Below are 18148 nucleotides of genomic sequence, written 5' to 3'. Positions count from 1 at the left end.
CCAGCGGCACTGGGGAACTTTGGGAGCGTATATTGACGAGATCAAGCAATACCTCCGAACCGTGGCGCGTCGGCGTCCTCTTCTCGCGCACCGGCTTCATGGCCGTGATCGAGGAGACGCAATTGCGCGGCACGCTGACGGCGATCGAAGAAATCAATGCTGCCGGCGGCATCAATGGCCGGCCGCTCGAGCCGGTGGTCTATGATCCCGGTTCCGAGGCCACCGCTTTCGGCCGCTATGCCAAGAAGCTGATGGTCGAAGATGGCGTTTCCACCATCTTCGGCTGTTACACCTCATCCAGCCGCAAGGCCGTGCTGCCGGTGGTCGAAAGGCTGAACGGGCTGCTGTGGTATCCGACGCTCTATGAGGGTTTCGAATTCTCGCCCAACGTCATCTACACCGGAGCGACGCCGAACCAGAACAGCGTCGAACTCTGCCGCATCCTGATGGAGCGCTACGGCACCCGCTTCTATTTCATCGGCGCCGACTACATCTATCCGCGCGAATCCAACCGCATCATGCGTGAATTGATCCGCAACAGCGGCGGCACGGTCGTGGGCGAGTCCTATGTGCGCATGGGCGCGTCGCGGGGCGAGTTCCTGCCCGTGATGCGCGACGTCAAGCGTGCGCAGCCCGACGTCATCTTCTCGACTGTCGTCGGTGACGGCACGGTCTATCTCTACCAGGCCTATGCCGATCTCGGGCTGGATCCCAAGGTGATGCCGATCGCCAGCCTGACCACGACGGAAGCCGAGATCCGCGCCATGGGTTATGATGTCGGCGAAGGCCACATCACCGCGGCGCCCTATTTCCAGGGCGTCGGCAGCGAGCGCAACTCATCCTTCGTGCGCGACTACAAGAAGCGCTACGGCGATGACGAGCCGACCAACATGTGCCTGGAGGCGTCCTATTTCCAGGTCAATGCCTTCGCCAAGACGCTCGAACAGACGAACTCGATGGACACCGAGATCCTGCGCGCTTCCGTGATGGGATCGGAGTTCGAGGCGCCGCAAGGCGATGTCGCCATCAACCCCTTATGGGGCCATGCCGATCTGTGGACGCGCATCGGTCGCGCCAACCGGCAGGGCCAGTTCGACCTCGTTTATGAATCGCCATCCTGCGTCCTGTCGGACCCTTATCTGCTGGGTTACGGGCGCAGCCTTGGCCAGAAAAATCTCGAGCTCGCATAGCGCGGCGGGGAGGAGAGAATGCAGGAAACCATCGACATCGCAAGATTTGCCCGCGAACCGCAGGGCGCGGGCGCCAGGAAGGACGCAAGCGGTCGCGACGCCCCTTCCGGTCCGTCCTCTTCGCGTTCGTTCTGGAACCTCAAGGTGGCCGTCATCGTCGATCGCGATGACGACGGCGAACGACTGATCCGCGAACTGCAGCGCCTGCGCTGCGACGTGCATCACGAATGGCCGATGCCCTCGCAGATACCGGCGCAATACGACGTCGTCTTCTGCGTGCTTTCACCCGACCTGCCGCAGCGCCTGCCCTGGATCCCCGGTGAGCCGGCCTCGGCACTGGTCGTCATCGATCCCGGCACCGGCATGCTCGACCTCAACCTGCTCCACAATTGCGCGGCCCACGGCGTGCTGCATTATCCGGTGACATCGCGCTCGGTGCAGTCGACGCTGGCACTGGCGCGCGGTCATTTCCTCTATGAGCGCAGGCTGAGAGGTCGCATCGAAAAGCTGGACGAGAGCCTGCGCACCATGCGCAGCGTCGAGCGGGCGAAGTCGCTGCTTATGCGGCTAAAGAATGTCAGCGAGGAAGAGGCTTACAACTATCTCCGGCGCCAGGCGATGGAACGGCGCGTCACGATCGGCGCTGTCGCCAGCGCCATCATTGACTCCTACGAACTTCTTGGCTAGCGTTCGATCATCGGCAGCAACGACGCTGCCGTCGAAATACAGGTAACGGAACCTCACGACTTTCGCGGAAGCGGGACGTGGGGTTTTTTGTTGCTTACGACCTTACTCTAGCGAACCGGCATGGTTCGCAGCGGCGTCGCTGCCGCGAAAAACAACAGGGCAATACGGCCTCGAAACGGTCTGCTTCGGCAGCTCGCTTCGGGGCCTTTTTTGTTTTCAGGGGAGAAGAAGGTGAAAAGCAATCGTCGCAGTTTTCTGAAGGCCACAGCCGCTTTCGGCACCGTGTCCCTCGTCGGGTTCCCGCATATCTGGAGCAAGAATTCCTCGCTCGCCTACGCCGCCGACGGGGAGATCAAGGTGGGGGTGCTGTTCTCGCTCACCGGCACCACCGCCATCATCGAGGAGTCGCTCAACAAGGCGACGATCATGGCGATCGAGGAAATCAATGCCGCCGGCGGCATCAACGGCAGGAAGCTCGTGCCGGTGGTCGAGGATCCGGCCTCCGATCCGGCGACCTTCGCCGAAAAAGCCCGCAAGCTGGTGCTGTCCGACAAATGCGTTTCGGTGTTCGGCTCCTACACCTCGGCCAGCCGCAAGGCGGTGCTGCCGGTGTTCGAGAAGCAGAACAATCTCTACTGGTACCCGACCCTCTATGAGGGCCGCGAATGCTCCAAGAACGTCATCTACACCGGCGCCGTGCCCAACCAGCAGCAGGACGATTTCGTCCCCTGGCTGGTCGAGAAGTTCGGCAAGCGCTGGTACCTGATCGGCTCGAACTACATCTATCCCAAGGAAGAGAACAACTACTGCAAGAAGCTGCTGGCCGAGCTCGGCGCCGAAGTGGTGGCCGAGGAATATGTGCCGCTCGGCCATTCGGAATTCTCGTCCGTCATCAACAAGCTGAAGGCTGAGAAGCCGAACGTCATCTTCTCGACGGTGGTCGGCGACTCCGTCGTCGCGCTGCATCGCCAGTACCACGCCGCCGGCCTCGATCCCGAGAAGATGCCGATGGCGAGCCTCACCACCTCGGAGAACGAAGTGGCGGCGATGGGCGGCGAGGCGGCCGCGGGCCACTTCACGTCGGCGCCTTACTTCATGGTGTGGGACTCGCCCGAGAACCACAAATTCGTCGATGCCTACAAGAAGCGCTGGGGCGGCGACAAGGTCACCCACTTCGTGTCCGAACCGTCCTATTTCCAGATCTACCTGTTCAAGCAGGCGGTCGAGAAACTGGCCGGCTCCGACATCTCGCCCAACGCCATCCGCGAGGCGGTCAAGGGCCAGGAACTGGTGGCGCCGCAGGGCAAGGTCCGCGTCGAGCCGGAGAACCTGCACACCTGGCTGTGGCCGAAGATCGGCCAGTGCCAGGCCGACGGCCAGTTCAAGATCCTGAAGCAGTCGGCCAACTGGCTCGAGCCCTCGCCCTACAAGGCCTACCCCAACCAGCACTGCACGGCCGAAGGCCTGAAGCAGAGCTGACAATGCGATACCCGGTGGCGGGCTTCGCACCGCCACCGCCTCCTCTTTTCCGGAAGAAGCGGCGACATGGAAATCTTCGTCTCCCAGATCATGACGGGCCTGAGCATCGGCTCCATCCTGCTTTTGGTCGCGCTCGGCCTCGCTATCATCTACGGCGTCACCGGCGTCATCAATCTTGCCCATGGCGAGTTCGTCATGCTGGGCGCCTACGCGGCCTGGTTCCTGCAGACGCAGTTCGGGCTCGGTCTGCTGGCCAGCCTGGTGCCGATCTTCCTGCTACTTGCCTTGTTTGGTTGGCTCATCGAGGCGCTGGTCATTCGCCATCTCTACGATCGGCCGCTCGACACCATCCTGGCGACCTGGGGCATCGGCGTCATGGCGCAGCAGGCAATCCGCCTGACCGCCGGTGGTGAGCTGCGCTATGTGCAGATGCCGGAATCGCTGTCGCAAAGCGTCAACATCCTCGGCGCGACCGACTCTGCCTATCGCCTGTTCATCCTGTTCCTGGCGCTCGGCCTGTTCGCGCTGACCTGGGGCATCTACCACTACACCAATTTCGGCCTGAAGCTGCGCGCCATCACCCAGAACCGCGCGGTCGCCTCTTCCTTCGGCATCAATGCCGGCCGCATCTATCGCTCCACCTTCGCTTATGGCGCCGGCATGGCCGGTCTTGCCGGTGCGCTGGTGTCGCCGCTGAAGAGCGTGTCGCCGGAGATGGGCACTACCTATGTCGTCGATGCCTTCATGGTGGTGGTGCTTGGCGGCACGCAGAGCCTGATGGGCACGCTGGCCAGTTCCGGCATCCTCGGCGAGCTGTCGGGCTATCTCGCCTTCTATTCCAACGACACGATCGCCAAGGCGCTGGTGCTGCTCGCCATCGTCGTCCTCATCCGCTTCCGGCCGCAGGGCCTGTTCACCGCCCGCGTGCGCGCCTGAAGCGACGATCATGTCAAGCCAGGGAAACAACAGAGTGCCAGAGCAAATCCAGGAAAAGGGCGTAGCGGTTTTCCGTGCGGAATTGCGTGAAAACAAAGAACCGGAGCGTTTCCGCGTTTCCGTGAAAAACGAAACCGCTCTTGCCAGAACGAAGACCGAAATCGCGCTCTACGCGGCGGTGTGCGTGGCCATCCTGCTTGTGCCGGTGTTCCTGCAGGATGCCTTCCTGCTCAACAAATACGCCCGCTACCTCGTCTTCGGCATGCTGGCCGTCTCGCTCAGCCTGTCCTGGGGGTATGGCGGCATCCTGAACCTCGGCCAGGCGATGACCTTCGGCATCGGCTCCTACTGCATGGCGATGATGCTGAAGCTGAAGACCGTTCCGGTGCATACCGGCGCCGACGGCCTGCCAGACTTCATGGTCTGGAACAATGTCACTGAACTGCCCTGGTTCTGGACGCCATTCTATTCGCCGCTGTTCGGCGTGCTGGCCGGCATCCTGCTGCCAGCCGGCGTCGCCGCCCTGCTCGGCTGGTTCGTGTTCAAGGGCAGGGTGACCGGCGTCTACGCGGCCATCATCACGCTTGCCGCCATGGTGGTGGTGCAGCTCGTCATCATCGATCAGCAGGCCTTCACCGGCGGCTTCAACGGCATCACCGATCTCGGCCAGTTCGACATCGCCGGCATCACCTTCGATGCCTACGGTTCGTCGAGCTACTATCTGGTCGCGATCTGCCTGACGGTCACGCTGTTCCTGGCGCTGGCCATCACCAGGAGCAAGACCGGCCTGATCGTGCAGGCGATCCGCGACGAGGAGGATCGCGTCCGTTTCTTCGGCTACGACGTCGCGCTCTACAAGATCTTCATCTTCTCGGTTTCGGCGGCGATCGCAGGCCTTGCCGGCATGCTCTACACCATCGTCATGGAGTTCGCCTCGCCGACCTTCCTCGGCGTGCCGCTCTCGCTTTCTGTCGTCATCTGGGTCGCGGTCGGTGGTCGCCAGAGCCTGCTCGGCGCGATGCTCGGCGCACTCATCGTCACTGGCGTGCAAGGCGCGCTGTCGGAATCCGAAACCTTCCTCGACACCTGGACCCTGATCATGGGCCTGCTGTTCGTGCTCGTCGTGCTGTTCCTGCCACAGGGCATCGCCGGCGCCTTCGCCAGCCTCGCCAGACGCTTCGAGCGGCAGCGGCCCGCGCCTGCGCCGAAGCCGGTACAGCACACCGAACCCGTGCCCAATGGCCGCGAGATCGAGAGCACGCGATGACCAGCAGCCTGCATTTCTCACACTCGATGTGGCCTGCGCCGGTTCAAGAAGCCGACAGGGTAGGAGCCATGCACAGACGCGATGCTGGGGCATCGCGCAAGCATGGCGACGCACACTGTCGGCTTCTTCAACCGGCCCTCCGGGTTGCCTTTCGGCGGACGTCTACGGCGTCGAGAGGCTCAACCGTATGTCCAATACGCTCTTCGCCCCTCGGCGCCGTATCCGCCTCGCCCAAAGTGCAACGCAGGCTACATGGAGTGTGAGAAATGCAGGCTGACCAGCTTATTGTCGAAAACGCCAGCGTGTCCTTCAGCGGCTTCCGTGCCGTGTCCGACCTTTGCCTCAAGGTCCGCGCCGGAGAGCTGCGTTGCCTGATCGGCCCGAACGGTGCCGGCAAGACCACCGCACTCGACCTGATCTGCGGCAAGACCAAACTATCGGGCGGCGAGATCGTGTTCAAGGGCAAGCCCATCCATCGGCTCAGCGAACACGCCATCGCGCGCGCCGGCATCGGCCGCAAGTTCCAGGTGCCCAGCGTGTTCCGGGCGCTCAGCGTGCGCGACAACCTCCACATCGGCCATTCGAAGCAACCCGGCGTGCTCGCCAATCTGGCGACCTTCGGGCAGGGCGGCGACACCGAAGACATCGAGCATCTGGCCGAACTGGTTGGGCTCGAGGACGAACTCGACACGCCGGCCGCGCATCTTTCGCATGGGCAGACGCAATGGCTGGAGATCGCGCTGATCCTGGCGCAGGACCCCTCGCTGATCCTGATGGACGAACCCACCGCCGGCATGACGGCGCAGGAAACCAAGAAGACGGCGCAGCTCTTCAACCGGCTCGGCGGTCGCCACACGCTGATCGTTGTCGAGCACGACATGGGCTTCGTGCGCGACATCGCCCAGACCATCTCGGTGATGCATCAGGGCAGGCTGCTCGCCGAAGGCAGCATCACCGACATCGAAGGCAACCAGGCGGTGCGCGACGCCTATCTCGGTTCCGGAGGGATCGGCCATGCTTGAGCTCGCCAATGTCGACGGCTTCTACGGCCGCAGCCGCGCCCTGCAATCGGTTTCGATGACGGTGGAAAACGGTGACTTCTTCTCCGTGCTGGGCCGCAATGGCGTCGGCAAGACCACGCTGCTGCGCACCATGCTCGGCCTGATGAGCCGCACCTCCGGCTCGATCCGGCTCGACGGCGAGGAACTGGTGGCCAGGCCCACGCATGAACGCGCGCTGGCCGGCCTCGGCTACGTGCCGCAAGGGCGCGGCATCCTGCCCGGCTTCACTGTGCGCGAGAACCTCATGGTCGGCACTTTTGCCGCAAAGGGTGGTGGTGGCCGCATCACTGAGTGGGTGCTCGACCTGTTTCCGATCCTCAAGGAATTCCTCAACCGCCGCGGCGGCAACCTGTCCGGCGGCCAGCAGCAGCAACTGGCGATCGCGCGGGCGCTGCTGTCGGAACCCAAGGTGATGCTGCTCGACGAGCCGACCGAAGGCATCCAGCCCAACATCGTCGAGCAGATCGAGGACGTGCTGATCGACCTCAACCGCAAGCAGGGCCTCACCATCGTGCTGGTCGAGCAGAACATCGCCTTTGCCCGCCGCGCCTCGAAACATTTCGCGATCCTCAATCGCGGCAGCGTCGCCGTTGGCGGCGCCATTCAAGAGCTAAGCGACGACCTCATCCACAAACATCTCGTCGTCTAGACCGCCATTCTGCAACCACAGGAGGAGACTGAAAAATGTACCACGGCGATATTTCGAGCAGCAACGACACCGTCGGCGTTGCCGTCGTCAACTACAAGATGCCGCGGCTGCATACGCGCGAAGAAGTGCTCGCCAATGCCCGCAAGATCGCCGACATGGTGGAAGGCATGAAGCGTGGCCTGCCCGGCATGGATCTGGTGATCTTCCCGGAATATTCCACGCACGGCATCATGTACGACCAGAAGGAGATGTACGAGACCGCCTCGGCCATTCCGGGTGAAGAAACCAGGATCTTCGCCGAGGCCTGCAGGAAGGCACGCGTCTGGGGCGTGTTCTCGCTGACCGGCGAGCGCCATGAAGAGCATCCCAACAAGGCGCCCTACAACACGCTGATCCTGATGAACGACAAAGGCGAGATCGTGCAGAAATACCGCAAGATCATGCCCTGGGTGCCGATCGAGGGCTGGTATCCCGGCGACTGCACCTATGTCTCCGACGGCCCCAAGGGCCTGAAGATCTCGCTCATCATCTGCGACGATGGCAACTATCCCGAGATATGGCGCGACTGCGCCATGCGCGGGGCGGAGCTGATCATCCGCTGCCAGGGTTACATGTATCCGGCCAAGGAACAGCAGATCCTGATCTCGAAATCCATGGCCTGGGCCAACAACGTCTATGTCGCGGTTGCCAACGCTGCCGGCTTCGATGGCGTCTATTCCTATTTCGGCCATTCGGCGATCATCGGCTTCGACGGCCGCACGCTCGGCGAATGCGGTACCGAGGAGAACGGCATCCAGTATGCCCAGCTCTCGACCTCGCTGCTGCGCGACGCGCGCCGCAACATGCAGTCGCAGAACCACCTCTTCAAGCTGCTGCATCGCGGTTACACCGGCCTGATCAATTCCGGTGACGACACCCGCGGCCATGCCGTGTGCCCGTACAACTTCTACCATCAGTGGATCACCGATCCGGAAGGCACGCGCGAGAAGGTCGAGGCGATGACCCGTCAGACGGTCGGCACGCCGGAAAGCCCGATCGAAGGCATCCCGAACAAGGTGGCGGCGCACCGCTGAACGGAGCGGCCACCGACGTGTCGCGGCCACCTGGAGCGCCGCGCGTCCTCTTGGACGCGCAAAGGACACTCCAGCACGTTGGGTGGGCGCATGATCCTTTCCGAAAATCGGTTCCGATTTTCGTGGTCATGCGCCGGGGTCGCGACACGTTTGGCCCGGGTTTTCCATTCACGCCTTTTTTGCTCGCGGTGGCTTTGCCGCGGGCTCGCTCTGCCAGGGCTCGGGGAAGCGAGCGGGCAGGCGGAACTGAACGGCAATTGCATCGAGGTTGGAAATGCACAGCACCAGCGGCGCCAAATCGGCTCACGATCCTGCGCTCGACGATTTCAGGATCGACCAGGAACCCTATTACCGCTCCGTCGGGCACGAGGTCGCGCTGTTCGAGGCCGCCTATGGCGCGCGCATGCCGGTCATGCTCAAGGGACCGACCGGCTGCGGCAAGACCCGTTTCGTCGAACACATGGCCTGGCGGCTGAAGCGCCCGCTGGTCACCGTTTCCTGCCATGAGGACATGACCGCCTCCGACCTCGTCGGACGCTATCTGCTCGATGCCGATGGCACTGTCTGGCATGACGGGCCGCTGACATTAGCGGTGCGTTCTGGCGCCATCTGCTATCTCGACGAGATCGTCGAGGCACGGCAGGACACCACGGTCGTCATCCACTCGTTGACCGATGACCGCCGCATCCTGCCGCTGGAGAAGAAGAACGAGGTCTTGAAGGCGCATCCCGACTTCCAGCTCGTCATCTCCTACAATCCCGGCTACCAGAGCGTGCTCAAGGACCTGAAGGAATCGACCAAGCAGCGTTTCGCGGCGATCGCCTTCACCTATCCCGACGCGGCGATCGAGGCGGAGATCGTGGCCTCGGAAGCCGGTGTGAAGAAACCTGTCGCTGAGACACTGGTGCGCATCGCCCAGCGTTCGCGCAATCTCAAGGGCCACGGCCTGGAGGAGGGCGCCTCGACGCGCATGCTGATCAATGCCGGCCAGCTGGTCGCCGGCGGCATCGCGCTCGACCAGGCTTGCGAGGTGGCGCTGGTGCTACCGATCACCGACGATGCCGACATGCGCGACGCGCTCACCGCCGCGATCGCTGCCTGCCTCTGACGGCGATGGGTGCTGAGCAGAAGACGAGCAGGACGATGCAGTCGGACGAAGCCATCCGGTCCGTCTTTCCGGGCGATCTCTACGATTCCTGGGGCGATGTCTGCCGCCGCCTTGCAGGCGCCGGCTATGGCGATGTCGTCACCGACAGCTATTTCAAGCATTCGCCAGAACTCGCCCGCCTGGCTTCGCCGCAGGCAGCGATCGCGCTGGCGGCGATCGTTTCGGGTCTGGCGATCCGGACTGGTCGTCGCGCGGCCTCGCTGGCGCCGGCCGCCGCGATCGTCGCGGCAAAACGCTACACCGATGCAGCTTCGCTGCAGGAATGGCTGCGGCTCGTCGAGCAGGTCGGCGATCAGGCGCCGGAATCGGCAGGCGCCCTGCTCGACCAGACCGCCAGCCTGACCGCGCGCCTCGACGTGCGCGCGCTGGCCTCCTGGGTCCGGATCGGCCTGCGTTCGAACAATGGCGAGCCGGAGCGGCGCCTGCGCTTCTTCACGCTGGAAGACCCCAATGCGCGACGCTGGCTGCTGCGCGAAAGCGGCGAGGTCGGCTTCCTCGATCTCGAGGCGCGACTGAAACCCTATCTGGCAGCCCTCTGGGGCGAGACGCCGCCGATACGCGAGACGCCGGCCAATGCGCCGGAACAGGCCCGGCGCCGGCCTGGCTTCGACGGCAGCGTCGTCAGGCTGCCCGCCGCCTATCCCGGCTTTTCCGGCAGCGACAGCGAAAAACTCTACCGGGCCGCCGTCGCCCATATCGGCGCCCATCTGAAGTTTTCGCGGGAACGCTTTCCGGTCGGCGGGCTGAAGCCGGCCCAGATCGCGCTGGTTTCGCTGATCGAGGACGCCAGGGTCGAGCAACTGGCGATGCGCGAGCTTCCGGGGCTGCGTCGCCTGTTCACACCCTTCCATGTAGCGGAAGCATCCGGCACGGCCACCGCGCCGGGCCTGTTTGCGCGGTTGTCGCGGGCGCTCGCCGATCCGGCCCATGACGATCCCGATCCCTGGGTGCAGAAGGGCCGTCGCGCCTTCTTCGAGGCAGAAGCCGATTGGGGCAACCAGCAGGTCAGCCGCCACCTCGGCGACCTGCTCGGCAACGATCTCGGCCAGATGCGCGTGCAGTTCGACCCCAAGAACTACGTCGTGCAGCCACCCTATCGCGACGACAATCTCGGCCTGTGGGATTTCGGCGACGATGACCAGCAGCAGTCGTCGGAGGCCGAGCAGGTGCTGTCCTCGGCGCGCATCCGGCAAGAGCAGGACGACAGCCGTCCGCCCGACCGCACCGAAACCGAAATGGGTGACACCGGCGGGCGGGTCGAAGTCATCGAGCAGGCGCATGATGGGGTGCTCGTCGCCCGTTACCCCGAATACGACTATGTCGCCGCGCGCGAGCAGCCCGAATGGACCTCGGTCAAGGAATATGCGCCGAAAGCCGCCGCGAATGGCCCGGTCGCCCGGCTCGCCGAAGACCATGCCGATCTCGTCGCGCGGGTGACGGCGCTGATCCGCTCCGCCCGCGTCAGCCGTGCCGAACGCCTGCGTCGCCAGCCGGAAGGCGAATTCCTCGACATGGATGCCTGCATCGAGGCGACGGTCGCGCGTCGCATCGGCGAGGCAGCCGATCACCGCATCCACGGCCGTTACGAGCGGCGCAGCCGCGACCTGTCGGTACTTCTGCTGCTCGACATCTCGCAGTCGACGGCCGAGAAGGTGCGCGGCTCGACGCGCTCGGTGCTGGATGTCGAGCGCCAGTCGGCGGCGCTGCTGGCACGGGCAATGGCGGGGCTCGGCGACCCCTTTGCCATTGCCGCTTTCTGTTCCGACAAACGCGACGACGTGCGTTATGTCCGCATCAAGGATTTCAACCGCACCTATGACGATCTCGTCGACGCACGCCTCGATGGGCTGGAAAGCGGGCTTTCCACCCGTATCGGCGCCGCCATGCGCCATGCCGGTGCCGACCTCGCCCGTGAGCGCAGCTACCGCCGCCTGCTCTTGGTCGTCACCGATGGCGAGCCCTCCGACATCGATGTCGAGGATCGCCAGTATCTGGTCGAGGACGCCCGCAAGGCTGTGCATCACCTCAATCGTTTCGGCATCGACACATTCTGTGTCGGCCTGGATTCGAACGCGGATTCCTATCTCGGCCGCATTTTCGGCCAGCGCAACGCCATCACCATCGCGGCGGTCGAGCGGCTGACCGACCTTTTGCCGAAGCTCTATCTGACGCTGAGCCGATGATGGAATGCAGCAGCTGAATTTGGGGCTCAAGTCGCCAGTCGGGGGCCCTGGGCTGCAAGGGATCGAAGAAGACGGGGAACAAGAGCGATGCACCATACGGAAACGGCCGCCATAGCCGCGCGATTGCTGGGCTTGCGCCAGCTCCGCAATGTCACTCAGATGGAACTGGCCAGCCATATCGGCGTCTCTTATCAGCAGCTGCAGAAATACGAACGCGGGCGCAACCGCATCTCGCCGGCGATGCTGCAGCGCTGCGCCGCATATCTCAGCGTGCCGATCGACTACTTCTTTTCCGAACAGGCGAGGCTATCGAACCTCGCCACCCGTGTTCGCAAGGGCGGCAACGCCGCAAGCGATGGGATTGCCGAGCTTGTCGACCCGTCGGACTGGAAAATGTGGCAGGAGTTCTCGGCGCTGCCGTCAAGCTTGCAGGAATCGATCCGTTCGTTGGTGGCCGATATCCACGACGTGCATCTGGGCCGAAAGACAACTGAACCTGCGCACGTCGCGCGCCCGGCTTCACGGGTCAAACAAGACGCGGCCGTTCAGTAGAAGACGCTTCTGGCGCCGATGCCCGATCCGAAAGGGCGGCCCAGCCCATTTCTGCATTGAAGCAGGGCACGGCTTCGTCTATGAAGCCGTTGACCGGCTCCAACGGGCTGGTTCGTTTCTGGATCTCACGATCCCGGAAGCACCCGTAGCTCAGCTGGATAGAGTACTGCCCTCCGAAGGCAGGGGTCACAGGTTCGAATCCTGTCGGGTGCGCCACTTCTTTCATTCCCACCACGCCGACAGCGAGAACCACTCGTTGTTCAGCTAGAACGGCACCGTCATGCGAGCCTGTCGGAACGCCCGGCTTTCAAGCGAGGCCATTGTGAGATGGGACGCCCGTCGATACGCATGGGGTGCTTGTCTTCGCCCCATTCCTGGGGCCAACCCTGCGGCGAATCTTCGAATTCCTCCTGCCGTCCATAGACCGTGAGATCGAGCAGGCGGTACGTGTTGTCCATCGTCTCGACGCCGCGCATGGTCGTCCAGTATGTCTCGAAGACTTCGGTCTCTCGCCGCAGATAGCAGACGATGTGCATCATGCCGATGCGTCGCCCAACCAGCAGCGTGTCGAGCGAATCCTGCGCCGAATACCAGGGCATGTCCCAACCCATGAAATCCCGGTAACGGGCGCTCTCCGCGTAGGGACCCTGGCAGAAGGTGGCGTAGGTCACGTCGCGCGAGTGCAGGTGCGACAGTTCGCGAACCTGTGTGGTGAAATAGGTGCAACCCTCGCACTGCTTGGGGGCAGGCTTCCCAGGATACCACATGAAATAGTAGGCGATGAGCATGCTGCGCCCCTCGAACGCGTCGAGCAGCGTCGTGGGTCCATCTTCGCCGACAAGCGGAGTTGCGCCATCGATGGCGACCATCGGCAGTCTCCGCCGCTCGGCGGCGATGGCATCGCCCTGACGGGTGTGCGCCTTCTCGCGAATGCGCAGCGCCTGGAGTTGCGTCTCGAACGCGGCGCGATCGACAACGTCCGGGACGGTGGGTCGATCTGCTTTAGCGTTGGTCATTCTTTCCTCCATTTCACCTGTGGTTTTCAGTTGCTGCAGCAAGCCGCCTTGTCGGTGACTTTCCGCAACGCCCGTGGACCGCTATCCGGCGGTTCGGGCTGCTGCATCTCAGGCCTCCTGACAGGAGGGACTGGAGCGCATCCGGCGAAGCAACATTGCCGCGAGCGCAGCGGTTGCGAGCAGGCCCAGGACGGAAATGCCGGCGGTCAATTGCATGCCGGCTGTAAAAGCATCCCGAGCGGCTGAAACGAGCGCTTCGGCCTCTTTCGGCTGCAGTGTTTCAGCCGCAGCGACCGCTCCGCCGATCGTGGCCTGCGCCGCCTCGGACAAGGCGGCCGCCGGTTCGCCGGCCATTGCGCCTCTGTAGACCGACATTGCGATGCTTCCGAGGACAGCGATGCCGAGCGTTCCGCCGGCCTCATTGCTCGTCTCGCTGAGCGCGGCCGCGGAACCGGCGCGCTCCGGTGGCGCAGCGCCGACCACGATGTCGGTGGTCAAGGTGATCACCGGCGTCAAACCGAGCGAGAAGATCACGGAGCCGATCACGGCCACGGCAAGCGAGCCGGCAGCGTCCACCTGCGTCAAAACCGCAAACCCTGCCGCGGCGACAACGAGCGCGGCGATCAGCACGCGTTCCGCCTGCAGCTTTGCAGCGATCGCCGGCGAGAGAAGCGAGCCCGCGATGAACGCAATTCCGGAGGGCAAAGTCCAGAGCCCGGCTTCGAGCGGCGACAGGCCGACCACGAGCTGCAGGTACTGCGGGACAAAGAAGAAAATGCTGAACATGAAGAAGAAGCCGGCCAGGTTCACGGCCAGTGCGATGCTGAATGCCGGGCTGCGGAAGAGCGCAAGATCCACGATCGGATCTGCGAGCCGACGTTGGCGACGAAGAAAAACGGCCGCAAGCGCCAGCCCCGCGACGATCGTCGCCGCAGCGCTCGCGTCCGGCCCGTGCTCGGCCAAGCGCTTCAGGCCCCAGACCACAGAGAGCGCCGCGACAAGCGACTGGCCGGCACTGACCACGTCGAGCCGCCCGGCGTTGGGGTCGCGGTATTCCGGCAGAAGCAGCGGACCGAGGGTCAGCAAGACAATCATGATGAGCACGTTGACGAGGAATACCGAACCCCACCAGAAGTGCTCCAGCAAAAGCCCGCCCACCACCGGTCCGATCGCAGCCCCGGCGGAAAAACTTGCGATCCACACGCCGATCGCGATGCGTCGCTCGTCTTCATCCTCGAACATGTTTCGGATGAGCGAAAGCGTGGAGGGGGCCAAAGTTGCGGCGGACAGACCCAGAAGCGCCCTGGCCACTATGAGTTGAACGGGGCTGGTCGCAAATGCCGCCACCGCCGAGGCGATACCGAAGAAAGCGGCACCGATGAGGAGCAGCCGCCGACGCCCGAAACGGTCGCCAAGCGTGCCCATCGTCATGAGCGCGCCGGCGACCATGAAGCCGTAGATGTCAACGATCCACAGCAATTGTCCTGCGCTCGGGCTGAGGGCGGCCGCCAGATGCGGAACTGCAAGGTTCAGAACCGTCATGTCCATCGACACAAGGATGCAAGGCAGCGCGATGACGCCGAGGCCGATCCAGCACTGCGTCGGCGCCTTGCCAGGCGTCGTGAGACCAGTGGGTGACATAGACATTACGCTCTCCTTTCCGTCGTGTGCAGCCAAACCGGTCAGCCGTCGCGGCTTCGTGTTTCGCTGGCGTTCCGTCTGACGAACGTAGGCCTGGATATCGGATGGTGTGAGTTACAAAGCTGGCGGGGTTCCACTCGCCGGGACAAACGGGGCTCTCGTCGTCAGGACATCTGAGAGTGTTCTTCCTCTCATCCAGCCCGTTTTCGGAAGGAACTGTTAACCATCGGTTCCTATGTCTCAGGGGGCATTCAAACCGGCGAGTCTCCAGCATGGCATCCACGCGTTTTTCTCGGGCAAATCTGACGGCTGTTGCGCCTGAGGAGGATGAACCGCAACGCCACGAGACCACGCCGCAGGCGATCGACTTCGCCGGCCGAATCGCCGGACGCGACGGCAACGCACACACATATGTGAAGCCCCAGGGCGATGGCGCGGTGTTCCCCAATTTCGGCGGCGAGGGCGAATTCGCCCGTCCGGAATGGCAGGACTATTTCTTCCTGGCGCCCAATGTGCGCTTCACGCGCACGCCCGACCGCGAGATCAAGAAGATCAAGCCGGAAGATGAACATCACGAGCCCGTTGAACAGGCTGCCGGCTCCATTTCACAGCCGCGCACGCCGGCCCCGGCCGTAACAGCCAGGCCGGCTTTGGCTGAGCCGCGAGCCGCGGCGCCGTCTCCGCAGCTGAGCCAGGCCAGGCGCGTCGTGGACCAAACGCCAGCCGCACCCGTCGCCCCTTCACCCGGAGCGTCCATCGCCCGGGCAGCTCCCACCGTTGCAACTCCGGCAGCGGCCGCTACCGTCCAGGCTGCAACGCATCAGCCGGCGGCCAAGGCCGCGGCGCCGCGGCGCAGCGCGCGCTGGTCGTATATTTCAGACCACGCTTTCTTCGAGTTCGCTTCCGGCTTCGTGCCGCAGTCGACAGCGGCGCCTGCTCCGGTGTCGGCACCTGCGGTGCCCGTCAAGGCCGAGGTCCCCGCAGCGCGCCTGCACGAACCAAGGCCGGTCGTGGCGCCCGATGCGACGTCTCTCTACAGGGTCATCGAGGTATCGGCTTCGATGCAGCTGACGCCCGTGGAAACGGTCAAGGCTCCGGCAGCGGTCGTCGAGGCCGCGACATCCGCCGTTGAAACGCCAGCCGCCGTGGCCATTTCAGCCAACAGGCCCGTTGCCGCAAACGACGCCGCGCCGACCGCTCCGTCGCGCACTGTCGAAATCACCATGCCGGCCCCACGCCAATCACCGTCACTGCCCATGATTGGCGAAGCGGCGCAGGTCGGGCCGGGCGACTATGAGCTGCCCTCGGAAGAGCTGCTGCAGCTGCCGCCGGAAGGGCAGGGCTTCTACATGTCGCAGGAGCGGCTGGAGCAGAACGCCGATCTTCTCGAAAGCGTGCTCGAGGATTTCGGCGTCAAGGGCGAGATCATCCATGTCCGCCCCGGCCCCGTCGTCACCCTCTACGAGTTCGAGCCGGCGCCGGGCGTGAAGTCCTCGCGCGTCATCGGCCTCGCCGACGACATCGCCCGCTCGATGTCGGCGATTTCGGCGCGTGTCGCTGTCATCCCCGGCCGCAACGTCATCGGCATCGAACTGCCCAATGAAACCCGCGAGACGGTCTATTTCCGCGAGCTGATCGAGTCCGACGGCTTCCGCAACACCGGCTGCAAGCTGGCGCTCTGCCTCGGCAAGACCATCGGCGGCGAGCCCGTCATCGCCGAACTCGCCAAGATGCCTCATCTGCTCGTCGCCGGCACCACCGGCTCGGGCAAGTCGGTCGCCATCAACACCATGATCCTGTCGCTGCTCTATCGGCTGAAGCCGGAAGAGTGCCGCCTGATCATGGTCGACCCCAAGATGCTGGAACTGTCGATCTATGACGGCATCCCGCATCTTTTGACGCCGGTCGTCACCGACCCCAAGAAGGCGGTCACCGCGCTGAAATGGGCGGTGCGCGAAATGGAGGACCGCTACCGCAAGATGGCGCGGCTCGGCGTGCGCAACATCGACGGCTACAACCAGCGCGCGGCGGTCGCCCGCGACAAGGGCGAGGTCGTGGTGATGCAGGTGCAGACCGGCTTCGAGAAAGGCACCGGCGCGCCGGTGTTCGAGGAACAGGAGATCGACCTCGCGCCAATGCCCTACATCGTCGTCATCGTCGACGAGATGGCCGACCTGATGATGGTCGCCGGCAAGGAGATCGAGGGCGCCATCCAGCGCCTCGCCCAGATGGCCCGCGCCGCCGGCATCCATCTGATCATGGCCACGCAGCGCCCGTCGGTCGACGTCATCACCGGCACCATCAAGGCCAACTTCCCGACCCGCATCTCCTTCCAGGTGACGTCGAAGATCGACTCGCGCACCATCCTTGGCGAGCAGGGCGCCGAGCAGCTGCTCGGCCAGGGCGACATGCTGCACATGGCCGGCGGCGGCCGCATTGCCCGCGTCCATGGCCCGTTCGTCTCCGACGCCGAAGTCGAGCATGTCGTCAACCATCTCAAGGCGCAGGGAAGGCCCGAATATCTGGAGACGGTCACCGCCGACGAAGAGGAGGAACTGCCCGAGGTCGACGACAGTCCGGTGTTCGACAAGAGCGGCATGGGCGCCGAGGATGGCGACAACCTTTATGACGAGGCGGTCAAGGTGGTGCTGCGCGACAAGAAGTGCTCGACCTCCTACATCCAGCGGCGCCTCGGCATCGGCTACAACCGTGCCGCCTCGATCGTCGAGCGCATGGAGCAGGAAGGCATCGTCGGAGAACCCAACCATGTCGGCAAGCGCGAGATCATCCGCTAACCGGGACCCGCTGGTCGCCTCGAAGCTGGGTTGCCGTCTCGCATTCGTCCAAGGCGCAATGCTGGCCGCGCTGTTCGGCAGCACTGCCGCCGCAGCGAGCGCGGACAATGTCGTCTTTCAGAATGACCTTGCCGCCTGCGTGACGCCCAAGGTCACGGAATTGCGAACGGAAACGAACATCGTTTCGGCTGTCGTCGACTTCCAGGGACACCAGCCGATCGGTGCATGCGGATGCATGTCGGCGCTGGCTGCCTATACCAGCAGCGTTGACGTCGAAGGGGTTCGACAGACCGTGCTGGAAGGGATCGTGGCACTCAAGAAAATGGAGCCGAAAACGCTCGTCCTTGCGACGGAGCCGGCTCTCGTCGCAGGCAGGCAAGTGCATGTGCGGTTGACATGCGCGCGCCCGTCATAAGCTTTCGCGTCGAATGAATGGTGCGGCAGCCGGGCG

General features: G+C 63.9%; 15 protein-coding genes and 1 tRNA gene. 14 read left to right on the top strand and 2 right to left on the bottom strand.

What is annotated here, in order from left to right; genetic code table 11:
- Positions 1-32 precede the first annotated feature (32 nt).
- The 12 genes from ACFWXH_RS14610 to ACFWXH_RS14555 all read left to right on the top strand — a co-directional run bounded on the left by ACFWXH_RS14610 (position 33) and on the right by ACFWXH_RS14555 (position 12461).
- Complete coding sequence (locus ACFWXH_RS14610) at positions 33-1190, top strand: transporter substrate-binding domain-containing protein (RefSeq protein WP_379121363.1); 1158 nt, start codon at positions 33-35, stop codon at positions 1188-1190.
- A gap of 18 nt (positions 1191-1208) precedes the next feature.
- Positions 1209-1877 carry an ANTAR domain-containing response regulator gene (locus ACFWXH_RS14605; RefSeq protein WP_054313179.1) on the top strand — a complete coding sequence of 223 codons (669 nt, stop codon included), beginning with the start codon at positions 1209-1211 and terminating at the stop codon, positions 1875-1877.
- Positions 1878-2108: 231 nt separating this feature from the next.
- Positions 2109-3356, top strand: a complete 1248-nt coding sequence (locus tag ACFWXH_RS14600; RefSeq protein WP_379121361.1) for a transporter substrate-binding domain-containing protein — start codon at positions 2109-2111, stop codon at positions 3354-3356.
- Between the two features lie 66 nt (positions 3357-3422).
- Entirely contained in the window at positions 3423-4292 is an 870-nt protein-coding gene (gene urtB / locus ACFWXH_RS14595; protein ID WP_379121359.1) for an urea ABC transporter permease subunit UrtB, read from the top strand.
- A 34-nt stretch (positions 4293-4326) separates the two neighbouring features.
- On the top strand, positions 4327-5559 hold the full coding sequence (urtC, locus tag ACFWXH_RS14590; RefSeq protein ID WP_379121357.1) for an urea ABC transporter permease subunit UrtC: 1233 nt from the start codon (positions 4327-4329) through the stop codon (positions 5557-5559).
- A gap of 266 nt (positions 5560-5825) precedes the next feature.
- The gene (gene urtD, locus ACFWXH_RS14585) at positions 5826-6581 is read left to right on the top strand and encodes an urea ABC transporter ATP-binding protein UrtD (RefSeq protein WP_379121355.1); all 756 of its coding nucleotides are present in this window, start codon (positions 5826-5828) and stop codon (positions 6579-6581) included.
- Positions 6574-7269, top strand: a complete 696-nt coding sequence (urtE, locus tag ACFWXH_RS14580; RefSeq protein ID WP_379121353.1) for an urea ABC transporter ATP-binding subunit UrtE — start codon at positions 6574-6576, stop codon at positions 7267-7269. The genes urtD and urtE overlap by 8 nt, the downstream gene beginning before the upstream one ends.
- A gap of 35 nt (positions 7270-7304) precedes the next feature.
- Positions 7305-8342, top strand: a complete 1038-nt coding sequence (locus tag ACFWXH_RS14575) for an aliphatic amidase (RefSeq protein WP_379121351.1) — start codon at positions 7305-7307, stop codon at positions 8340-8342.
- 274 nt (positions 8343-8616) lie between these two features.
- Positions 8617-9450, top strand: a complete 834-nt coding sequence (locus ACFWXH_RS14570; RefSeq protein ID WP_379121349.1) for a CbbQ/NirQ/NorQ/GpvN family protein — start codon at positions 8617-8619, stop codon at positions 9448-9450.
- 35 nt (positions 9451-9485) lie between these two features.
- On the top strand, positions 9486-11693 hold the full coding sequence (locus ACFWXH_RS14565) for a nitric oxide reductase activation protein NorD (RefSeq protein ID WP_379121347.1): 2208 nt from the start codon (positions 9486-9488) through the stop codon (positions 11691-11693).
- Between the two features lie 87 nt (positions 11694-11780).
- Positions 11781-12245, top strand: a complete 465-nt coding sequence (locus tag ACFWXH_RS14560; RefSeq protein WP_379121345.1) for a helix-turn-helix domain-containing protein — start codon at positions 11781-11783, stop codon at positions 12243-12245.
- 139 nt (positions 12246-12384) lie between these two features.
- Positions 12385-12461 (top strand) — tRNA-Arg (locus ACFWXH_RS14555).
- 62 nt (positions 12462-12523) lie between these two features.
- On the opposite strand, the gene ACFWXH_RS14550 is transcribed toward ACFWXH_RS14555, so the two are convergent.
- Both ACFWXH_RS14550 and ACFWXH_RS14545 read right to left on the bottom strand, forming a co-directional pair.
- Positions 12524-13261: a DUF899 family protein gene (locus tag ACFWXH_RS14550; protein ID WP_379121343.1), complete on the bottom strand. Its 738-nt coding sequence runs from the start codon at positions 13259-13261 to the stop codon at positions 12524-12526.
- Positions 13262-13369: 108 nt separating this feature from the next.
- On the bottom strand, positions 13370-14908 hold the full coding sequence (locus ACFWXH_RS14545; RefSeq protein WP_379121341.1) for an MFS transporter: 1539 nt from the start codon (positions 14906-14908) through the stop codon (positions 13370-13372).
- A 266-nt stretch (positions 14909-15174) separates the two neighbouring features.
- On the opposite strand from ACFWXH_RS14545, the gene ACFWXH_RS14540 reads away from it, so the two are divergent.
- Together ACFWXH_RS14540 and ACFWXH_RS14535 are read left to right on the top strand one after the other, a co-directional pair.
- Complete coding sequence (locus ACFWXH_RS14540) at positions 15175-17697, top strand: DNA translocase FtsK (RefSeq protein ID WP_379121339.1); 2523 nt, start codon at positions 15175-15177, stop codon at positions 17695-17697.
- Positions 17669-18112 carry a DUF2195 family protein gene (locus ACFWXH_RS14535; protein WP_379121337.1) on the top strand — a complete coding sequence of 148 codons (444 nt, stop codon included), beginning with the start codon at positions 17669-17671 and terminating at the stop codon, positions 18110-18112. Before ACFWXH_RS14540 ends, ACFWXH_RS14535 begins: the two co-directional genes overlap by 29 nt.
- Positions 18113-18148: the final 36 nt, after the last annotated feature.

Origin of the sequence: Mesorhizobium sp. NPDC059054 (assembly GCF_042739215.1) — a bacterium.
Lineage (GTDB): Bacteria > Pseudomonadota > Alphaproteobacteria > Rhizobiales > Rhizobiaceae > Mesorhizobium.
This window is presented reverse-complemented; position numbering and strand designations above follow the sequence as displayed.

Bases quoted from the DNA above. Each gene is read 5' to 3' on its own strand.
- ACFWXH_RS14605 (WP_054313179.1), top strand. From the start codon at position 1,209: ATGCAGGAAACCATCGACATCGCAAGATTTGCCCGCGAACCGCAGGGC.
- urtB (WP_379121359.1), top strand. From the start codon at position 3,423: ATGGAAATCTTCGTCTCCCAGATCATGACGGGCCTGAGCATCGGCTCC.
- urtD (WP_379121355.1), top strand. From the start codon at position 5,826: ATGCAGGCTGACCAGCTTATTGTCGAAAACGCCAGCGTGTCCTTCAGC.
- urtE (WP_379121353.1), top strand. From the start codon at position 6,574: ATGCTTGAGCTCGCCAATGTCGACGGCTTCTACGGCCGCAGCCGCGCC.
- ACFWXH_RS14575 (WP_379121351.1), top strand. From the start codon at position 7,305: ATGTACCACGGCGATATTTCGAGCAGCAACGACACCGTCGGCGTTGCC.
- ACFWXH_RS14570 (WP_379121349.1), top strand. From the start codon at position 8,617: ATGCACAGCACCAGCGGCGCCAAATCGGCTCACGATCCTGCGCTCGAC.
- ACFWXH_RS14565 (WP_379121347.1), top strand. From the start codon at position 9,486: ATGCAGTCGGACGAAGCCATCCGGTCCGTCTTTCCGGGCGATCTCTAC.
- ACFWXH_RS14560 (WP_379121345.1), top strand. From the start codon at position 11,781: ATGCACCATACGGAAACGGCCGCCATAGCCGCGCGATTGCTGGGCTTG.
- ACFWXH_RS14550 (WP_379121343.1), bottom strand. From the start codon at position 13,261: ATGACCAACGCTAAAGCAGATCGACCCACCGTCCCGGACGTTGTCGAT.
- ACFWXH_RS14545 (WP_379121341.1), bottom strand. From the start codon at position 14,908: ATGTCTATGTCACCCACTGGTCTCACGACGCCTGGCAAGGCGCCGACG.
- ACFWXH_RS14540 (WP_379121339.1), top strand. From the start codon at position 15,175: ATGGCATCCACGCGTTTTTCTCGGGCAAATCTGACGGCTGTTGCGCCT.
- ACFWXH_RS14535 (WP_379121337.1), top strand. From the start codon at position 17,669: ATGTCGGCAAGCGCGAGATCATCCGCTAACCGGGACCCGCTGGTCGCC.